This is a genomic window from Agrobacterium sp., assembly GCF_059499945.1.
Window position 1 is genome coordinate 173,728 of the sequence record NZ_JCABZP010000001.1, and the last position, 18,627, is coordinate 192,354.

General features: G+C 60.2%; 18 protein-coding genes. 4 read left to right on the top strand and 14 right to left on the bottom strand.

The features are described 5' to 3' along the window. Positions 1-8 precede the first annotated feature (8 nt). The 4 genes from AC5I5B_RS00815 to AC5I5B_RS00830 are packed head-to-tail and all read right to left on the bottom strand — an operon-like array spanning position 9 to position 4,194. Positions 9-1,277 (bottom strand): ABC transporter substrate-binding protein, encoded by a 1,269-nt coding sequence (locus AC5I5B_RS00815; protein ID WP_112958750.1) that lies wholly within the window; start codon positions 1,275-1,277, stop codon positions 9-11. 43 nt (positions 1,278-1,320) lie between these two features. After that, positions 1,321-2,421: an ABC transporter ATP-binding protein gene (locus AC5I5B_RS00820; protein WP_099086907.1), complete on the bottom strand. Its 1,101-nt coding sequence runs from the start codon at positions 2,419-2,421 to the stop codon at positions 1,321-1,323. Between the two features lie 2 nt (positions 2,422-2,423). Beyond that, a complete protein-coding gene (locus tag AC5I5B_RS00825; protein WP_003508131.1) occupies positions 2,424-3,308 on the bottom strand; it encodes a carbohydrate ABC transporter permease in 885 nt (294 codons plus the stop codon). Positions 3,309-3,312: 4 nt separating this feature from the next. Next, positions 3,313-4,194: a carbohydrate ABC transporter permease gene (locus AC5I5B_RS00830; RefSeq protein ID WP_003508128.1), complete on the bottom strand. Its 882-nt coding sequence runs from the start codon at positions 4,192-4,194 to the stop codon at positions 3,313-3,315. 212 nt (positions 4,195-4,406) lie between these two features. Here AC5I5B_RS00830 and AC5I5B_RS00835 point away from each other — a divergent pair, with 212 nt between their 5' ends. Next, positions 4,407-5,333 (top strand): helix-turn-helix domain-containing protein, encoded by a 927-nt coding sequence (locus AC5I5B_RS00835; protein WP_003508126.1) that lies wholly within the window; start codon positions 4,407-4,409, stop codon positions 5,331-5,333. Between the two features lie 51 nt (positions 5,334-5,384). Here the strand turns inward: AC5I5B_RS00835 and AC5I5B_RS00840 are convergent, their stop codons facing one another. From AC5I5B_RS00840 to kduI, 5 genes are all read right to left on the bottom strand, one after another. Further along, entirely contained in the window at positions 5,385-6,263 is an 879-nt protein-coding gene (locus AC5I5B_RS00840; protein ID WP_080570353.1) for a D-galactarolactone isomerase, read from the bottom strand. Then, complete coding sequence (locus tag AC5I5B_RS00845) at positions 6,260-7,396, bottom strand: D-galactarolactone cycloisomerase (protein WP_080866736.1); 1,137 nt, start codon at positions 7,394-7,396, stop codon at positions 6,260-6,262. Before AC5I5B_RS00845 ends, AC5I5B_RS00840 begins: the two co-directional genes overlap by 4 nt. Positions 7,397-7,432: 36 nt before the next feature. Next, positions 7,433-8,344, bottom strand: a complete 912-nt coding sequence (kdgD, locus tag AC5I5B_RS00850) for a 5-dehydro-4-deoxyglucarate dehydratase (protein WP_080867429.1) — start codon at positions 8,342-8,344, stop codon at positions 7,433-7,435. Positions 8,345-8,458: 114 nt separating this feature from the next. Further along, positions 8,459-9,202 (bottom strand): 2-dehydro-3-deoxy-D-gluconate 5-dehydrogenase KduD, encoded by a 744-nt coding sequence (kduD, locus tag AC5I5B_RS00855; RefSeq protein ID WP_020812566.1) that lies wholly within the window; start codon positions 9,200-9,202, stop codon positions 8,459-8,461. Further along, entirely contained in the window at positions 9,199-10,023 is an 825-nt protein-coding gene (gene kduI / locus AC5I5B_RS00860; protein WP_020812567.1) for a 5-dehydro-4-deoxy-D-glucuronate isomerase, read from the bottom strand. The genes kduD and kduI overlap by 4 nt, the downstream gene beginning before the upstream one ends. A gap of 139 nt (positions 10,024-10,162) precedes the next feature. On the opposite strand from kduI, the gene AC5I5B_RS00865 reads away from it, so the two are divergent. From AC5I5B_RS00865 to AC5I5B_RS00875, 3 genes are all read left to right on the top strand, one after another. Next, the gene (locus AC5I5B_RS00865) at positions 10,163-10,960 is read left to right on the top strand and encodes an NAD-dependent epimerase/dehydratase family protein (RefSeq protein WP_112958751.1); all 798 of its coding nucleotides are present in this window, start codon (positions 10,163-10,165) and stop codon (positions 10,958-10,960) included. A 110-nt stretch (positions 10,961-11,070) separates the two neighbouring features. After that, a complete protein-coding gene (locus tag AC5I5B_RS00870) occupies positions 11,071-11,808 on the top strand; it encodes a FadR/GntR family transcriptional regulator (RefSeq protein ID WP_003508113.1) in 738 nt (245 codons plus the stop codon). Positions 11,809-11,846: 38 nt separating this feature from the next. Next, positions 11,847-12,164 (top strand): cupin domain-containing protein, encoded by a 318-nt coding sequence (locus tag AC5I5B_RS00875; protein ID WP_003508111.1) that lies wholly within the window; start codon positions 11,847-11,849, stop codon positions 12,162-12,164. Positions 12,165-12,186: 22 nt separating this feature from the next. Here AC5I5B_RS00875 and AC5I5B_RS00880 read toward each other — a convergent pair whose 3' ends face one another. The 5 genes from AC5I5B_RS00880 to AC5I5B_RS00900 form a co-directional block, all read right to left on the bottom strand. Then, the gene (locus AC5I5B_RS00880) at positions 12,187-13,419 is read right to left on the bottom strand and encodes a M24 family metallopeptidase (protein WP_026372461.1); all 1,233 of its coding nucleotides are present in this window, start codon (positions 13,417-13,419) and stop codon (positions 12,187-12,189) included. A 328-nt stretch (positions 13,420-13,747) separates the two neighbouring features. Next, the gene (locus AC5I5B_RS00885; protein ID WP_003510392.1) at positions 13,748-15,751 is read right to left on the bottom strand and encodes an aldo/keto reductase; all 2,004 of its coding nucleotides are present in this window, start codon (positions 15,749-15,751) and stop codon (positions 13,748-13,750) included. Positions 15,752-15,787: 36 nt separating this feature from the next. Next, positions 15,788-16,873, bottom strand: a complete 1,086-nt coding sequence (locus AC5I5B_RS00890) for an ABC transporter ATP-binding protein (protein WP_003510391.1) — start codon at positions 16,871-16,873, stop codon at positions 15,788-15,790. Between the two features lie 11 nt (positions 16,874-16,884). Beyond that, positions 16,885-17,721 carry a carbohydrate ABC transporter permease gene (locus tag AC5I5B_RS00895; protein WP_003510390.1) on the bottom strand — a complete coding sequence of 279 codons (837 nt, stop codon included), beginning with the start codon at positions 17,719-17,721 and terminating at the stop codon, positions 16,885-16,887. Continuing rightward, complete coding sequence (locus AC5I5B_RS00900; protein ID WP_003523586.1) at positions 17,718-18,578, bottom strand: carbohydrate ABC transporter permease; 861 nt, start codon at positions 18,576-18,578, stop codon at positions 17,718-17,720. Before AC5I5B_RS00900 ends, AC5I5B_RS00895 begins: the two co-directional genes overlap by 4 nt. Positions 18,579-18,627: the final 49 nt, after the last annotated feature.

The following is an 18,627-nucleotide window of genomic DNA, read 5'->3' on the forward strand; positions in this document are numbered from 1 at the left end:
CATTGTCGTCAATCGAACTTGGCAAGAACATCGTTGGTCGTATCGATGATCTGCTCGGCTGCCTGTTCCGCCGTCAGCTGGCCATAGGCATATTCTTCAAGCGTATCGATAAAGCCCGAGCGGATTTCCGGATGTTCGTTGAAGGGGGAAACCACCGGTCCCGATGCCGCCATGACGATGGCGTTGGCGGCGCGCACTTCCGGCTCGCCCTTGTCACCCAGACGCGCCGCCGCAGCCTTCGACGCCGGCAGACCGCGCGAGGTGCCAAGCGCGTCGACGCCCTCCGGCTCGTTAAGCAGGCAATTCAGAATCTGCGCAGCCGCTTCTGGATTTTTGGAGTTTTTCGAGATCGAAAACACCATGGAGGGCTTGCGATAAACGCCTTCAGTCGCGGCATCAGCAAGCTTCAGCATCGGCACCGGTTTCAGAACCTGCCCCTCCTTGAGCGGATCGGCATATTTCGAATAGGTCGAATCCCATTCATAGGAGCCGGCGATGCGGCCTTCGGACCAGGACGGCTTTTCATAGAGATTGACGTTGCCATCGGCCGCTTCCTCTTTCTGGGAGCGGATGGAGCCGGTTTCGACCAGCTTGCCGACGAAGGAGATCCCCTCTGCCAGCTCCTCCGGCGTCCAGGCCACGCGGTTGGTCTTGGGGTCGACCAGATCCTTGCCGGTCTTCTGCACGATGGCCAGCGTTACGAGCAGCTGGGCGGTCTCTTTCACGGCATTGAAGGTGTAATAGTCCTTGCCGAGCTTTTCCTTGATGGTCTTGGTTGCCGCAAAGAACTCATCCCAGGTCTTGGGGATTTCAACACCCGCCTTTTCGAAGGTGGTGGCATTGAAGAAAAAGACGCGGCCGGTGGTGGAGACGGAAAGCCCCTGCAACACGCCGTTCATCGAACCAGCGTCCAGATCGCTCTCTGCCCATTGCGAAAGATCGAGCGGTTTCAGCTGGCGCAGATCGGCAAAACCTTCACCGTTCTTGGAAAACAGCGGCAGCCATGGCCAGTTGACCTGAACGATATCGGCTTCCGTCTTGCCGGCCATCTGCGTGGTCAGCTTTTCCAGATAGCCATCGAAGCCGGTGAATTCCCCCTTCACCGTGTGGCCGTATTTCTCGCCGCAGGCGGCAATGGCCTTCTGGGTGGCGACATGGCGGCTTTCACCGCCCCACCACGACATGCGCAGTTCCGCAGCATTCGCCGCGGGGGCCGCCGCCATGGCGACATAGGCGGCACCGGCGAGCATCGCCATCATTCTTGTCATCGTCTTCATTGTTCTTCTCCTCCTCGAAAAATCAGGCACGCGCGTCCCCTCCTCACAGCGAGACGTTGCGGCCATCGGCCTTGTCGAAAATATGCAGCTTCTCCGGGTCCGGCTTCAGCCGTAGGATACCGTCGCGTCCGAGCGCTTCGAACTCCGCCGCCCCCACCACGCTCACCAGCTTCTGGCCGCCGAGATCGGCGTGCAGATAGACCTCATGACCCATGAATTCCGCGTTGGTCAGCTTCGCCTGCAAGACCGGACCATCAGCCTCGCCTGCCAGCGAGAGATGCTGCGGGCGAATGCCGATGACGGCATCTACCGGCTTTGCTGAAAGACGCCTTTCAAGATGCGCGCCGATCGGCAGGCGCTGCCCGCCAATGACGAATTCCGCACCGTCGATGGTCACATCCACGAGGTTCATTTCCGGCATACCGATAAAACCGGCCACGAACAGATTGGCGGGATGGTTGTAGAGCTCCTTTGGCGTCGCGACCTGCATGATGCGCCCGGCCTGCATCACGCAGATGCGGTCCCCCATGGTCATGGCTTCCGTCTGGTCATGCGTAACGTAAATGACCGTGGAGGACAGACCTTCCGCCTTCAGCTGGCGGTGCAGATCGGTGATGCGTACCCGCATGGAGGCGCGCAGCTTGGCATCGAGATTGGACAGCGGCTCATCGAACAGGAACACGCCAGGTTTCTTGATGAGCGCGCGACCCAGCGCCACACGCTGCGCCTGTCCGCCGGAAAGCTGCTTCGGCAACCGGTCGAGCAGCGGCTCGATTTCGAGAATGCGCGCGACATTGTCGATCGCCTTTTCGATCTCAGGCTTGGCGACACCGGCGATCTTCAGGCCGAAGGCGAGATTGCCGCGCACCTTCATATGCGGATAAAGCGCATAATTCTGGAATACCATGGCGATGGAGCGCTTGCCGGGCGGCAGGTCGTTGACACGCTGGTCACCGATGAGGATTTCGCCGCCGGTGATTTCCTCCAGCCCCGCCACCATGCGCAGCGTCGTGGATTTGGCGCAGCCGGAGGGGCCGACAAACACCATGAACTCACCATCCTCGACGTCGAGATTGATGCCATGCACGGCCTTGAAGCTGCCGCCATAGATTTTTTCGAGATTTTTAAGTTGAACGCTTGCCATTGTCAGCCCTTGACCCCGCCAGACGAGATCCCTTCAATGAAATACCGTTGCGCCGCAAAGAACACGATCAGCGCAGGTGCGATCGTCAGCACCGACATCGCCAGGATGCGGTTCCATTCAAAGGCTTCGGTGGTGTCGATGGAGAGTTTGAGCGCAAGGCTCACCGGATATTTGTCGACCGAGGACAGGTAGATCAGCGGCCCGAGGAAATCGTTCATCGTCCACATGAACTGGAACAGGCAGACCGAGATCAGCGCCGGCGCCAGCATCGGCACGACGATATAGATGAGCGTCTGCAGGCTGTTGGCGCCATCCACGCGGGCGGCCTCTTCCATGTCCGATGGCAGCGAGCGCAGGAACTGCACCAGCATGAAGACGAAAAACGCATCACCGGCGAACGCCGAAGGAACCCAGAGCGGCAGGAAACTATCCAGCCAGCCGAGATCACGGAACAGAATATATTGCGGAATGCGGGTGACGACATTCGGCAGGAGCAAGATGGCGATGACCGAGCCGAACAGGATTTTCTTCAGCGGAAAATCGAAGCGGGCAAAGGCATAGGCCGCCATGGTGCAGGAAATCGCCGTGCCGATGACCTTCGGCAGGATGATCAGGAAGGAATTCCAGAAGAACCGGCCGAACGTATAGGGCGTCGAGGTTTCCCAGCCGCGGATATAGCCATCCAGCGTCGGGTTTTCCGGGATGAAGCCGGCGCCGGAGAAGATTTCCGAATTGGTCTTGAAGCTTGCGCCCACCAGCCAGATCAGCGGGTAAAGCATGACAAGGCCGACGGCGAACAGCAGCACGTAGCGGACGGAGGTGGAGAGCAGCCTGAGCCGTGCCCGGCGGGCCGCCTGCATGTCGTTTAGGGTTGCGATATCGGTCATGGCATCAATTCCGCTTGTCGCCGGCGTAATAGACCCACTTCTTCGAGGACCAGAAGGCCACGAGGGTCAGCACGGTGATGATGGTGAAAAGCACCCAGGCGATGGCGGAGGCATAGCCCATGTTGAACTTCTTGAAGGCCTCGTCGTAGATATAAAGTGGCAGGAGGTAAGTGGACTTCAGCGGCCCGCCCTGGGTGATGATGTAAGGTCCGTTGAACTCCTGGAATGCCTGCACCATCTGCATGATGAGGTTGAAGAAGATCACGGGTGTCAAAAGCGGCAGCGTGATGAAGAAGAAGGTCCTGACCTTGCCCGCGCCATCGATGGCGGCCGCCTCGTAAAGCGATTTGTCGATGGATTGCAGGGCGGCGAGAAAGATCACCATCGCCGAACCGAACTGCCAGCAGCGCAGCAGCGTGATGGTGAAAAGCGCGTTGCCGGGATCGCCGAACCAGTCCACCGGCGACAGGCCGATGGCGGCAAGCGCCATATTGGCGAGCCCCTCGCTTGCAAAGATGTAGCGCCACAGCACCGCAATCGCGATCGAGCCGCCGAGGATGGACGGCACGTAAAAGGCCGTGCGGAAGAAGTTGATGAATTGCAGCTTGTAATTGAGTATAGCCGCAATGAAGAGGGCGAAGGCAAGCTTCAGCGGCACCGTCAGAAACACGTAAAACAGGGTAACGTTCAGCGATTTCATGAAGGTGCGGTCGCGGGTGAAGAGCCGCTCGTAATTGGCCAGCCCCGCCCAGCTGGGATCGCTCATCAGGTCGTAACGGGTGAAGCTGAGATAGAGCGAGCCGAGAAACGGGATTGCCGTGAAGACCAGCAGCCCGATGATGTAAGGCGTCAGATATCCCAGCCCGAGGAAGCGCTGAGATTTCATGATGCTCCTCCCCGCGCCCCGATGGAACGCGAATGACAGAATACAATTTCGTACAAGTGAATCTCCCGGAACGGCCGGCGGCGGGCGTATGATGGCGCAATTTCTCACCGCGGCCGATCTCCTCCCTCATTGATACGGCGCGTAAAAGCTATTTATCCGATGACAAAACCAAATTTCCGCGCCAAGGTGAATTAACAAAGACGAGGAAAAAGATGGACGAAATCGAAGGTGGTATTCTGTCGTCCGTTCCACCTGCGGCGCTGAACCTCAACCTGACGCGCGCGACGATCAAGATGGAACATTCGCGCACCTGGCAGATCGACAAATCCAACCAGGTAGACGACCTCATCATCTGCCTGGAAGGGCGAGGGCATTATCTCGTCGATGGCGAATCACGGGTGCTGGAGCCCGGTGATGCGATGCTGATTTTGGAGGGGCAGCGCTTTGTTGGCTGGAACGAGCAGGCCGTGACCTATCGCGGCGTGGCGCAGCATTTCACGCTCGATATTTATGGCCGCCACAACCTGATCGCGCAGATGGACCTGAAGCCGAAACTACGGCTGAGCCGCTGGGCGCTTTTGGAGCCGCTCGTGCGTCACTACCGGCAGAGCGCCCCGCCCTCTTCCGTGACACTCGGCCAGCACCATCTTTTCATGGTGCTTCTGATCGCCTTCATCGACGATGCCTTCCTCGGATGGGTTGACCGCCCGAGTTTCCAGCCGGAAGGCACGGAAGGCCTCGACCTTGCGGTGATGAAGGCGATCACCATGATTTCGGCCAATCCGCTGGACCCTGATATTGCCGGCAGGGCGACCGATGCAGCCCCCTATAATCGCGATTATTTCCTGCGCGAATTCCAGAAACGGGTTGGCCGGACGCCGCGGAAATATCAGGAATTCAAGCGCATGGAACGCGCCATGCATTTTCTCGAGGCAGGGCTTTCAGTCTCGGCGGCCGCCGCCGAGGTGGGGTATGGCGACCCCTATTATTTCTCGCGCATGTTCAAACGCACGCTGGGGCTAAGTCCGCGCGAGCATATGAACCGCATACGCCGCAGCCGGCATGGCAACCTGATGGCGTTTGACGAGCACGAACAGCAGAGGCTGCTTGCCGCCGAAACGGAAACGGCCCCGGCATAGCGGGGCCTTATTGCGACGGGGCCTGGAAGCTATCGGCCATCCCGGTGTGAACTATGCCGTCGTAAATGGCCGCAGCTTGAACAGGGCCTCAGGGTTTTCCACCAGTGCACGATGACGGGCCGCCTCATCTGGTAGCCAGCCGAGCGTCAGTTCAGCAAGGCGAGCATCGTCCGGATAGGCAGCCGTTTCGCGCACCGAATTATGCGGCCAGTTGGTGCCCCAGACGATGCGCTCCGGCGCATGGGCGGCGATCACCCGCGAAAAGGCGGCGACATCCTCATAGGGCCACTTCTCCCGCGAACTTTCATAGACGCCGGCGAACTTGAACCAGAGATTGCCGCGATCCATCAGCTTCAGAAGAACAGTCATTTCCGGACCGTCCGTTTTGATGCCCTTGAAGAACTTGCCGTGGTGATCGAACACCCAGCGTGAGCGGATTTTCTGAAGACGTGGCAGGTGGTCGAGAAGACCATTGCCGTCGAATTGCACCGCCACCATCCAGTCAGCCGCGTGCGCCCTCTCATCCACCGCCTCAAGCTCGGAAAGGTTCACCGCACCGCCAGGCAGATCCATGATGCGCGCGCCAACGGCACCGGCGGCGGCAAGCTTTTCCATGTCCTTCTCGGTCGTACTCGCATCGATAATGACCACGGCGCGGGCCGCTTCGCCCATCTCAGCAACACAGGCGAGCGTGTTGCCATTATCGCGCTGATGGGCGTTTCCCTGAGTGATGATGACCCGGTCGATGCCGAGCCATTGCATGAGCTTGCGATAGTCCTCCGGTCCCGGCAGGGCGCCCGGCGGCAGGCCCGGCCCGCCCGGCAAGGCCGGATAACCGGGCAGATACATATGCATCTGCGTGTCGACGGCCCCTTTCGGGAAGGCGGGCCGAGGTGCTGTGCCGCTCAGTTTTCTGACGAGTTCGCTCACGGGTCTGGCATCCTGAATTCAAGCAATGCGTCGCGGTTGATCTCAATTCCAAGACCGGGACCATCGGGAATGGCGACAATGCCGTTTACCGCCTCGATCGGCTTGCTAAGCACGGCCTGGCGGAACGGATTATAGGTGCGGTCGAATTCCATGATCGGCTCTATCGGATTGACCCGCACCGGATCTGGCGTCATCGCCGCCATGAATTGCAGCGCGGCGGCGATCTGCACGCCGGTCCCCCAGACATGCGGCACGATGCGCACGCCGTGCAGCGTGGCAAGCGTCGCAATCTTCTGTGTTTCGGAAAAGCCGCCGCAGCCGCATAGATCGGGCTGGAGAATATCCACAGCACCGGCGGAAAGCGCCTGCCACATGCCATAACGTCCATGCCAGGTCTCGCCGCCCGCAACCGGGATTGGCTGGCCCGCCCGCACCCGGGCATAGGCATCAAGCTGTTCCGGAACCACCGGTTCCTCAAACCAGTCGATACCATAATCGGCAGCGCGCTTGCCGAGCGTGATGGCTTCGGTGACGGTATAACCGTGATTGGCGTCGATCATCAGCCGCATATCCGGCCCGATGGCCTCCCGCACCGCAGCGATGACCCTGAGGTCTTCCTCGATACCGAAACCGATCTTGATCTTGCAGGCGTGAAAACCCTCTGCCCGGCGTTCCGCCATCTCCAAGGCATTGTCGGAGACGCGGTCAACGCCATCGCGCTTGAAACTGCCAGTCGCATAGGCGCGAACGCTTTCGCGCCAGCGCCCGCCGAGCAGCATCGAGATGGAAGCACCGTAGTGCTTGCCCTTGATGTCCCAGAGCGCAATGTCGATGCCGGACAAGGCAGTGAGGCTGAGGCCGCGCTGGCCCTGATCGCGCAGGGCATTATAAAGCACGGCCCAGATTTTTTCGGTCTGGCGCGGGTCCTGGCCGATAAGCCAGCCCGCATAAGCCTGAACCACGGCGGCATTCGGCCGTGCCGGGCCGAGGCATTCACCCCAGCCGACGGTCCCGTCGTCACATTCGATCTCAACCAGAATATGGGCGCGTCGATCAAAGCGCATGGATGCACTTTCAAACGGCGTGTCCAGCCGGTGCTCGAGCAGATGCGTGCGCACCGCCGTGATTTTCATGGCTCCCCTCCCGCTTGTCTCGATCAGGCCCCCTAATCAGGCTTTGCGCTTATGCGTGCCGATCAGGGCATCGAGCATGCCGATTTCCTCATTCGTCAGGTCCTTCAGCGGCGCACGCACCGGACCGGCGTTGAAGCCCTGCAGGCGCACGCCGGCCTTGACGGCGGAGACGGCGTAACCCTTGGCGCGGTTGCGGATCGCCATGAACGGATAGAAGAACTCCGTCAGGATGCGCTCGCAGGTGGCGCGCTCACCGGCACGCAGCGCCGCATAGAACTCATTGGCAAGGCCCGGCACGAAGTTGAAGACCGCCGAGGAATAGGTGGTGAAACCGGCGCCGAGATAGGCTTCGGCAAACAGTTCCGCCGTCGGCATGCCGCCGAGATACATCAGGCGGTCACCCATCTTGGCGGTGATCTGGCGCACAAGGCCGATATCGCCGGTGCCGTCCTTGAAACCGACGAGGTTCGGGCATTCGTCGCAGAGACGCGCCAGCGTATCGGCCTGCAGCACGGAATTGTCACGGTTATAGACCATGACGCCGATGCCGACCGACTGACACACCTTCTTGATATGGGCGTAAAGCCCTTCCTGCGGCGCATCGATGAGGTAATGCGGCAGAAGCAGGATACCGTCAGCACCGACCTTTTCGACAGAGCGGGCAATATCAACGGCGATCTCGGTGCCGTAACCGCAGCCGGAAACAATGGCGGTTTCGCCGGCAACTTCCTTGGCGGCGGAGACGATGGTGGGGATCTCATCCGGCTTCAGCGAAAAGAACTCACCCGTGCCGCCGGCGGCAAACAGCACCGGCGCCTTGTATCCGGCGAGCCATTCGACATGCGCCCTGTAGCTATCGGCCGCAAAACGACCCTCGGCATCGAAATGGGTGACCGGGAAAGACAACAGACCGGAGCCAAGCGCCGTCTTGATTTGTTCAGGGTTCATCATCGAAATTCCTCTGCAAGTTCACTGACTGAAAGCCACCTAAGCCGCTTGCCGCATCTTTGTCAACAACTCATCATACATCTTGTATGATGAATTTCGAAAATCTGTCACAGATCAACGCGCCAGCCAGCCGCCATCAACATTGAGAATGGCGCCATGCACGTAATCCGCCGCCGGCGAAGCCAGAAAGACCGCTGCACCGGCGATATCTTCGGAATGACCCCAACGGCCGGCCGGAATACGCTCGAGAATGGCTTTGTTGCGGGCGGCATCCGCGCGCAACGCCTCGGTATTGTTGGTTTCGATGTAACCGGGCGCGATGGCATTCACATTGATGCCCTTCGCAGCCCACTCATTCGCCAGAAGCTTGGTGAGACCGGCAACGCCATGTTTCGCCGCCGTGTAGGACGGGACGCGAATGCCGCCCTGAAACGACAGGAGCGAGGCGATATTGACCACCTTGCCGGGCCGACCTTTTGCCAACAGCTCTTTCGCAAAGGCCTGCGTGGTAAAAAACAGCGCCTTGAGATTGACATCCATAACCTCGTCCCAGTCGAGTTCGGAAAACTCGACTGAATCGGCACGGCGGATGATGCCGGCATTGTTGACGAGAATATCGAAGCCGGCATCGACAAAACTGTCCTTCGCCGCCAGCGGATCGGCGAAATCGATCGACAGGGCGCTCGCCTTGCCGCCATCCTTCGCGATGATATCAAGCGTTTCATCCGGTGCGCGGCGCGCGGCGCAGACCACCTCCGCACCGGCTGCGGCGAGCCCCACCGCAATCGCCTGACCAAGACCGGTATTCGCGCCTGTCACGAGCGCCTTACGCCCCTGAAGCGAAAAGGGATTTCTCATTTCAGATCCCCCGGCTGGATGAAGTCCATGTCGGTATAGTCGACATTGTCGCCCGCCATGGCCCAGATGAAGGTGTAAGAACCGATGCCGGCACCGGAATGGATGGACCAGGGCGGCGAAATCGCGCCTTCTTCGTTCGAAATGAACAGATGGCGGGTCTCCTGCGGCTCGCCCATCAGATGCAGGACGCGCGACTTTTCATCCATGCCGAAATAGAGATAGGCTTCCATGCGGCGGTCATGAATATGCGAGGGAATGGTGTTCCAGACGGAGCCGTCCTCAAGCATCGTATAACCCAGCACCAGCTGGCAGCTTTCCATGACAAGCGGATGGATGAACTGGTTGATGGTGCGCTTGTTGGAGGTTTCGGTCGCGCCGAGCTTGACCTCCTTGCTGTCGGCAAGGCTGACGAGCTTTGCCGGCAGGCTGCGATGCGCCGGGCAAGACGTGATGTAGAATCGGCCGGCACCATCAAACGTTACCGCGCCGCTGCCCGCACCGAGATAAAGCACGTCACCGCGATTGAGTGTGTAGGTCTCGCCGCCGGCGCTGACGGTGCCCGCCTCGCCGATATTGACGATGCCCATTTCACGCCGGTCGAGGAAGGACGGCGTCTTGGTTTCTTCCACCTTGTCCAGCGTCAGCGGCGCACCATTTGGCACCGCGCCGCCCATGACGAAACGGTCGTAATGGGTATAGATCAGCCTGATTTCACCGGAACGGAACATGTCGTTGGCGAGGAAATGCCGGCGGAGCCCTTCGGTATCCAGCGTTTTTGCATATTCCGGGTTCACGGCCTGCCTTGTCTCGACGGTCAGCATCAAACTCATCCTTCATGATTGTTGCGTATGGCACATAATATATGTTATCCGCTTTTTGTACGATCTGTATGACAAGGTCAAGAGGTGCCGGCATATCTCGACCACGCTGCGGACGTGGAACAGGCTTGGGAGAATTGCAATGAAACGGCTTCTTGTTACCGGTGCGGCGGGCCAGCTTGGCCGCGTGATGCGTGAACGCCTTGCACCGATGGCCGAGATATTGCGTCTTGCCGATCTCGCCCCGCTCAACCCGGCAGGGCCGAACGAGGAATGCGTGCAATGCGACCTTGCGGATGCGAATGCCGTGGATGCCATGGTCGCCGGTTGCGACGGCATTGTTCATCTGGGCGGCATTTCGGTGGAGAAGCCCTTCGAACAAATCCTTCAGGGCAATATCATCGGGCTTTACAATCTCTACGAGGCCGCCCGCGCCCATGGCCGGCCGCGCATCGTCTTTGCCAGCTCAAACCATACAATTGGCTATTATTCCCAGACCGAGAGGCTCGGTCCCGACGTGCCCGTCCGGCCGGACGGGCTTTACGGCGTTTCCAAATGTTTCGGCGAAAGCCTTGCCCGCATGTATTTCGAGAAGTTCGGGCAGGAGACGGCGCTGGTGCGCATCGGCTCCTGCACGCCGGAACCGACCAATTACCGTATGTTGTCCACCTGGTTCTCATACGATGATTTCGTATCGCTGATCGAAGCGGTGTTTCGCGCGCCGGTGCTCGGCTGCCCGGTCGTCTGGGGCGCATCGGCCAATGATGCCGGTTGGTGGGACAATTCGCATCTCGGTTATCTCGGCTGGAAACCGAAGGACAATGCCGAGACCTTCCGGCAGCATATATCAGCGACAACGCCGAAGCCTGCCCCTGAGGATGCGCTGGTGCGGTTTCAGGGCGGTGTGTTCGTCGACAATCCGATCTTCAAGGAAAGCTGAGATGCCGCATGAAACATTCCCGGCGCAAGCGGCGGGATTGCAAGCCGGGCAGCGAATGACGTATCGAGGACCGGTGCACGCAACCGACATTTTTTAGAACGGCGACCAAGATGACAAAAGCGACAACCTCCGAACCGGGCGCTCCACAGGGCAGAACGCTTGTGGTGAAGGTTTCGGAGGAACTCCGCAGCCAGATCGCCAAGGGCCGTTACAAGACGGGCGACCGCCTGCCCTCCGAAGCGCAGATGACGCAGGAATTCGGCGTCAGCCGCACGGTGGTGCGCGAGGCTATCGCTTCGCTGCGATCCGACGGTCTGGTCGAACCCCGTCAGGGCGCCGGCGTCTTCGTGCTGGAGCCCGCACCTGCGGAGCGGCGGCCCTTCCACAATGTTGATCTCGCACGCGTCTCCTCGCTGATCGAGATGCTGGAGCTACGCACGGCCGTGGAAGGCGATGCCGCCGGCCTTGCCGCCATTCGCCGTTCACCGGCGCAGGAAGAAAAGATCATCGAGGCCTTCGATGCCTTCCGCGCCAGCGCCGCCAAGGGCAGCCCGACGGCCGAAGCCGATTTCGCCTTTCATCTCGCCGTGGCCGAGGCGACCAACAATCCCCGCTTCAGCGAGTTCCTGCAGGTGCTGGGGCCGACCGTCATTCCACGCCGCGCCGTGGCCGAAAACGGCTCGGAAACCGTGCTTTCACCTGCCGATCTCAGCCGTCTCGTCGGCGAACACGAAGCGATCCTGATCGCCATACAGGACGGCAACGAGGATGCGGCGCGAAGCGCCATGCGCAACCACCTGAAAAGCAGCCAGACGCGGTATCGCGCCATGCTGCGCGCACCACGCTGAAACTGCCTAAACCGCATTACATGATTGAGGAGAACGACATGCAGCAGCTACCGACATTCCCCACCATTTCACCCGACGATGGTGTCGAACGCACCGTGCTTTCCGAAGCGCCGGAGCTGATGGTGGTTTCGTTCCGTTTCAAAACCGGTGCCGAAGGCAAGCTGCACAGCCATCCGCATGTGCAATCCACCTATGTCGCCAGCGGCAGTTTCCGTTTTTACCGCGATGGTGAAGCCTATGACCTGCAGAAGGGCGACAGCCTTATTGTGCCCGGCCATATCGAGCATGGTTGCCTGTGCCTGGAAGAGGGCGAGCTGATCGACTGCTTCACCCCGCGCCGCGACGATTTTCTCTGAGGCAGAGCGCGGCGGCAGGTCGTCACTCCAGTGACAAATCCCGCAGGGTGCGTGGCAGGCTGTTCATGCACTCCACCCCTGAAGGTGTGACCAGAAACTGGTCCTCGATCATCAAAGCCCCCAGCCCTTCGCCATAAAAAGGTGCTTCGAGCGCGACCACCATGCCCGGAAGAATGATTTCCGGGTTGTCGTGGGAAAAGAATGGCCATTCCTCGATACCCACACCGCCGCCGACGGAATGGCCGAAATGGCCGCGATAATATTCGCTGAAACCGTCCTTGCGCATCGAGGCGAGCATGGCGGCGTGCACCGCACCGAAGCTGTTACCGGGGCGAAGCGCTTCCAGCCCGCAGGCGAAGGCCGCTTCAAGCGCTTTGAAGATATCGGACGCCAAAGGCGAGACCGGTCCCCACGAGAAACTCCGCGCGCCATCCGATGAATAACCGTCGACCAGCGTGCCGACATCGGCCTTGATCAGCGCACCCGGCGTCACAGCCGCCGCCATATCCGACAAGGCAGGCCCCACGGATATGTAATCCCAATGCCCGCTCAGCGAAAAACCGGATTTCGCGGCATATGCCTGCACGCCGGATTTCCAGGCGTCGGAGAGTTGGCCAAGCATCGCGCCCGGTCGAACGGCGGCTGCCATCTCGACCAAGCCTGCCTCGGCGGCGGCGGCGGCCTTCCTGAGAAGTTTTATCTCGCGTTCGGATTTCACTGCCCTCAGACGTTTCAGCGCCGTCGAACCATCAATCCATTTCACGTCGGGCAGCGCCTGCCTTAGCGCTGAAAAATCGGCGGCGGGCATGAATTCAAGGTCCGCACCGATGCGCGCCGCAGACAGCCCGCGCTCTCGCAGCAGATCGGAGAGCAGGCCGAAACAGGCGGCGCGGTCGAATGTCTCCGGCCTCGGCCCGCCGCAATTATTGCGGCGATAGGCATCGTCCACCTGCGCGATGGTTCCCACACCCGACAGATCGACCATATCGATCCAGATGCGATGGCAGCGCAGATCGACATCAGGCGCGAGTTTTTTGATGGTCGGGGCGGCGTGATCGCTGACGACGGCGGCAATCCCCGCCCCCGTATCGGCCGGCACCAGCGCAATCGCCGAACCCGCCCTGCCCCACATGGTTGCCACACCGGCATGCGCGCCGACCGCATATCGAAAGGCTTCGGGCTGGAAAAGCACCAGCGCATCCATGCCCGCTTCTCGCATCAACTGCTGGGCACGGCTTCGGTCGATATCGCTCATGGGAACCCCGGTGACTGTTTAGCTGCGGTGTTTCGCTGCAGGTTTATGAACCTACGCTTTAGCAGTCACCGTGAGAGGAAAGAAGGTGGAAGATGATGTCTCCACCCCGAAGATCGTCAGTTGGAGCGAGCGGATGCCCCTTGTTTCTTCTCCCCACCGGGGAGAAGTCCGCGGCAGCGGGATGAGGGGGCAAGCGTCGAGATATGCGGAGAGCTTGCCCCCTCATCCGACCCTTCGGGCCACCTTCTCCCCGGCGGGGAGAAGAAATATGCCGCAATGCCTTGCCCTATCCGAACGAGCGGCGGATAAATCCACCGCTCGTTGTCTTTCACGCCTCCAGCCACTTCACCTGCTCGGCCGTCAGCCTGATATCCAGCGCCGAAAGACTATCCTCCAGCTCCGCAATCGTGCGCGGTCCGATCAGCGGGATGACCGGGAAAGGCTGGGCGATGACATAAGCGAGCGCGATATGGATCGGGTGCCGCTCAAGTTTCTGCGCAAGCTCGATCGCCCTGTCGCGGCGGACGAAATTGCGGTCGGAATACCAGACGCGGACGATTTCCTCATCATCCTGCTTGTCGCGCCCTGCCCGGTCGGTGAAGAAACCGCGCCCCTGGCTGGACCAGGCAAAATTGGGGATCTGGCGGGATTTCAGCCATTCCTTCCACTCGTCATCCGATGCCGCCACGCATCCCGCCCAGATCGGATCGAGCATTTCGGCGAGCGAGAAATTGTTTGAAAGCGCGCCCGGGGCCTGTTTGCCGTTCTTCTGAGCATAGGCGGCCGCCTCGTCCATGCGCTCGCGCGTCCAGTTCGAACCACCGAAAATGCCGCGAATGCGGCCGCGCCGAACCTCGGCATCCATGGCATCGACGAACTCACCGACCGGAATATCCAGATTATCGCGATGCATGAAATAGGCATCGACATAATCCGTCTTCAGACGTTCCAGCGACTGGTCGAGTTGCTTGGCGATCATATCAGGATAGCAGAGCGGCGAATGCGCACCCTTGCCGATCAGCACGATCTCCTCGCGCGGCACATTGCGGCTGGTGTGCCAGTCACCGAAAATCGCCTCGGTCCTGCCTGCGCCATAGACATAAGCCGTATCGAACAGATTGCCGCCCGCCTCGTAGAAGGCATCGAGCGTCAGGGACGCGGAGGCAAAATTGGGGAAAAATTCGAAACCGAGCGCGACCACGGAGGCGGGCTTGGCAAGGCCCGGAATCTGCCGCTTCGGAACCGCGTTTCCAGCCACGACCTTGCCGCCGGTAATGTTGGCAACGCGCGAGGTTGCCTTTTCGACGCTGTATTCAAGGCCGACCGAGGCGCGCCATTGATCCATGACACGCAGATTGCCGAGGCTGTCGGCCCAGCCCATGCCCGGTGCATCGAATTCCTTTTTGCCCTCACGGATCGCCTCACCCGCTGCATCGACCTCAAAGGAATAAAGCCAACGATCCTCCGGCAGCTCGATGGTTTCCACCTTGTCGCCCCTGAAGATATCAATCCGGCCGGTGCCGCCCTTATGGCCGGAAGCGTACCAGAAATCCTTGACCTCGATCCGGCCCTCCGAACCGATGATGCGCAGCACATTGTCCTGCCCCGCCATGATCGAGCAGGACACTTCGGCGACGATGCCGTTGGAAAATTTCAGCACGGCCGAGGCCCATTCGTCGACACCCGACTGGCCGAGATGGGCAGCGCCCGCCACCTTTTCCGGCTCGGCAAAGGGTTTGCCATCCACCGCGCCGGCAATCAGCCGCACCATCGAGACCGGATAACCGCCGACATCGAGAATGCCGCCGCCCGCCATCTCATTGGCGAAGAGCCGGTGATCGGCCCGGAACGAACCCATGTTGAAACCGAAGCTGGAACGGATGATCCGGATATCGCCAACCGCGCGGCTCTTGACCAGTTCGAGCAATTTAGCCGTCTGCGGGTGCAGGCGATACATATAGGCCTCGCCGGCAAAGACGCCTGCCTTTCTCGCCTCGTGGAAAATGGCGTCGGCATCGTAGGCGGAAAGCGCAATCGGTTTCTCCACCAATACATTCTTGCCGGCGCGGATGGCCTTGATCGCCCATTCGGCATGGCCGGTATGGGGTGTGGCGATATAGACGGCATCGATATCGGGATCGGAAAGCAGCGCATCGTACCCATGGATGATGCGCGCACCGGCGAAGGCCTCGGCCAGGCCGGGCTTGTCCGGATTGCGGGTGGCGATGGCCTCTAACCTGCCGGTACGGGAATGGGCGATGCCGTCAGCGAATGTTTTCGCGATAGTACCCGGGCCGATGATGCCCCAGCGGATCGGTTGTTCGGTCGTCATGAAATCCTCGTCTTATGTAGGTGCTTGGGAAAAGGTTCAGCGCAGGCGTTCGCCCTTGCTGTCGAAAAGGAAGGCCCGGCGGGCGGAAAGACCGACCGTCAGCCGGTCGCGATTGCCGACGTCGCGCGATTCCGGCCTCTCGATGATGAGCTGCTCGCCGCCTTCGGTACGGGCATAAACGTAGCTGGTATTGCCGAGATGTTCGGCGACATCGACATGCACGGTGAGATCGGCATCGCCCTGCCCCGCATCGGAAAAATGTTCGGGCCGGATGCCGAGCGAAACACGGGCTCCGTCGTTCAAGCGGGCCTTTGTCGGCAGGGTCAGCCGCACCGCAGGATCGCTGTCGAGCGAGAGCGTCACGCTCTCCGCGCCGCTGCCGATGATGGTGGCGTCGAGAAAATTCATCTTCGGCGAACCGACGAAACCGGCAACGAAACGGTTGGCGGGATCATCGTAAAGATCGAGCGGCGCGCCGACCTGTTCGATATTGCCCGCGCGCAGGACGACGATCTTGTCGGCCAGCGTCATCGCCTCGGTCTGGTCATGGGTCACATAGATCATCGTTGTCCCCAGCTGCTTGTGCAGCCGCGATATCTCGACGCGCATCTGCACCCGCAGCTCCGCATCGAGGTTGGAGAGCGGCTCGTCGAACAGGAAAACCTGCGGTTCACGCACGATGGCGCGGCCGATGGCGACACGCTGCCTCTGGCCGCCGGAAAGTTGCTTCGGCCGGCGCTCCATCAACTCGTTGATCTGCAGGATTTCGGCGGCGCGGTTGACCCGCTTTTGCGTATCGGCCTTGGGATTGCCATTCATTCGAAGGCCGAAGGACAGGTTTTCGGCAACCGTCATATGCGGATAAAGCGCATAGGACTGGAACACCATGGCGATGCCGCGATCCGCCGGATCGGCATCATTGACCGTCCTGCCGCCGATGCTGACATCACCATCCGATATGTCTTCCAGCCCGGCAATCATGCGCAGCAGCGTGGATTTGCCGCATCCGGAGGGGCCAACGAAGACGACGAATTCGCCGTCGGCAATATCCAGATCGGCACCGTGGATGACTTCGAGCGCGCCGTAACGCTTGACCACGTTCTTGAGCGAAAGTTCCGCCATGCGGCCTCCCCTTACTTGACTGCCCCGGCGGAAATGCCGGCGATGAAGTGACGCTGCAAGGCCACGAAAACCACGAGGATGGGTGCGGTGAGCAGCACCGCGCCGGCCATGATGCCGCCCCATGACACTTTGGTGAGCCCGATGAGGGTGCCAAGCGCCACGGGTGCGGTCATCATTCCTGGGCGGGAATTGATGAGAAGCGGCCAGAGGTAGTTGTTCCACGAGGCCAGGAAGAGGATGATCGACAGCGCCGCCATGGTGGGACGCGCCAGCGGCAGGGCGATGCGCAGAAATATCTGCCACTCCTTGACGCCCTCCACCCGTGCCGCATCGAAGAGTTCCGTCGGCATCATCGAGAAGGATTGCCGCATGAACAGCACGCCGAGCGAATTGAACAGCGGCGGCACGATCAGCGCCACCCAGGTATTGGCGAGCTTGAATTCGCGCGCCACCATGATGAACTGCGGGATGACGACGACCGCAAAAGGCAGGGTGATGGTGCCGAGAATGATGGCGATCACCACCCCGCGTCCCGCAAAGCGGTACCGCGCCAGCGCCCAGCCCGCCATCGAGGTCAGGAACACCGAAAGGACAGTGTAGATGACAGCGACGGTGATCGAGATGAACATGGCCCGCAGGAAATTCGTATCCGCCTGAAGGTTCTCGAAATTATCGATGAAGTTGGTGGACGGCACCAGCACAATGTCCGGGCTGAAAATGCCGTAATCCGGCATCGTCGAGAACACGAACATCATCCACAGCGGAAACAGCCAGATGATGGCGAGCGGCGTCAGCGCCGCATGCAGCGCGATCTTCTGCCAGAAAAGCGATCTCGATTTCGATCTCATTTCGGCTCCCTCCCGACCCATAGATTGAGCAGCGAAATGGCGATGGCGAGCGCCGCCATGGTGTAGGCAATGGCCGAGGCATAACCGAAATTGAGCGAGGTGAAGCCCTGCCGGTAAAGGAACAGCCCCAGCGTCTCCGTGCCGCCGCCTGGCCCGCCCCTGTTGGTGATGAGGAAGGGTTCAGCGAAAAGCTGCATGGTGCCGATGACCGACAGGACGACGCAGAAGAGGATGATGGGTTTGAGGAGCGGCAGGGTTATGTAGAAGAACTGCTGCCGTTTGCTCACCTTGTCCAGCGTCGCCGCCTCATAGACATCACCCGGGATGGATTGCAGCCCGGCCAGAATGATGATGGCGTTATACCCCGCCCAGCGCCAGGTAACCGCGATGATGACGAGCGCCATGGCGGCATTGGCATTGTCGAACCACGAAATGGGCGAAAGGCCGACGGAGGTGATGAGCTTGTTGATGATGCCGAAATCGGCGCTGAACATCAGCCGGAAAACGGCGGCATAGGCAACCTCGCCGACAACAACAGGCGCGAAAAAGGCAAAGCGGTAGAGTGGCCGCGCCTTTAGGAGCGGCGAATTCAGGAGCACCGCCATGACGGTGGCGAGCGCGATCATGACGGGCACCTGAATGACCAGAATGATCAGCGTATTGTAGAGCGCATTATAAAAAGCCGGGTCGGAGACGAGCCGCCCCCAGTTCATGGAGGGGGCGAACCGCCACGGATTGATGCGTGTATTCTGGAACGACAGCATGAACGAGCTGATGATCGGCCAGACCCAGAAGGTGGCGAAAATCAGGAGATAGGGCGCAAGGAACGCATAAGCGATCCTGTTCCTTGACGGCATGACGACCTCCAGATGCCGGCGGTTTTGCCGGGTAAATGGAAAAGTTTGA

Coding starts and splice junctions, on each gene's coding strand:
- kduD (WP_020812566.1), bottom strand. CDS start 9,202: ATGAGAAATCCCTTTTCGCTTCAGGGGCGTAAGGCGCTCGTGACAGGC.
- AC5I5B_RS00820 (WP_099086907.1), bottom strand. CDS start 2,421: ATGGCAAGCGTTCAACTTAAAAATCTCGAAAAAATCTATGGCGGCAGC.
- AC5I5B_RS00845 (WP_080866736.1), bottom strand. CDS start 7,396: ATGAAAATCACGGCGGTGCGCACGCATCTGCTCGAGCACCGGCTGGAC.
- AC5I5B_RS00890 (WP_003510391.1), bottom strand. CDS start 16,873: ATGGCGGAACTTTCGCTCAAGAACGTGGTCAAGCGTTACGGCGCGCTC.
- AC5I5B_RS00815 (WP_112958750.1), bottom strand. CDS start 1,277: ATGAAGACGATGACAAGAATGATGGCGATGCTCGCCGGTGCCGCCTAT.
- kdgD (WP_080867429.1), bottom strand. CDS start 8,344: ATGAACCCTGAACAAATCAAGACGGCGCTTGGCTCCGGTCTGTTGTCT.
- AC5I5B_RS00830 (WP_003508128.1), bottom strand. CDS start 4,194: ATGAAATCTCAGCGCTTCCTCGGGCTGGGATATCTGACGCCTTACATC.
- AC5I5B_RS00825 (WP_003508131.1), bottom strand. CDS start 3,308: ATGACCGATATCGCAACCCTAAACGACATGCAGGCGGCCCGCCGGGCA.
- AC5I5B_RS00865 (WP_112958751.1), top strand. CDS start 10,163: ATGAAACGGCTTCTTGTTACCGGTGCGGCGGGCCAGCTTGGCCGCGTG.
- AC5I5B_RS00870 (WP_003508113.1), top strand. CDS start 11,071: ATGACAAAAGCGACAACCTCCGAACCGGGCGCTCCACAGGGCAGAACG.
- AC5I5B_RS00895 (WP_003510390.1), bottom strand. CDS start 17,721: ATGAGATCGAAATCGAGATCGCTTTTCTGGCAGAAGATCGCGCTGCAT.
- AC5I5B_RS00875 (WP_003508111.1), top strand. CDS start 11,847: ATGCAGCAGCTACCGACATTCCCCACCATTTCACCCGACGATGGTGTC.
- AC5I5B_RS00900 (WP_003523586.1), bottom strand. CDS start 18,578: ATGCCGTCAAGGAACAGGATCGCTTATGCGTTCCTTGCGCCCTATCTC.
- AC5I5B_RS00885 (WP_003510392.1), bottom strand. CDS start 15,751: ATGACGACCGAACAACCGATCCGCTGGGGCATCATCGGCCCGGGTACT.
- AC5I5B_RS00880 (WP_026372461.1), bottom strand. CDS start 13,419: ATGAGCGATATCGACCGAAGCCGTGCCCAGCAGTTGATGCGAGAAGCG.
- AC5I5B_RS00835 (WP_003508126.1), top strand. CDS start 4,407: ATGGACGAAATCGAAGGTGGTATTCTGTCGTCCGTTCCACCTGCGGCG.
- kduI (WP_020812567.1), bottom strand. CDS start 10,023: ATGCTGACCGTCGAGACAAGGCAGGCCGTGAACCCGGAATATGCAAAA.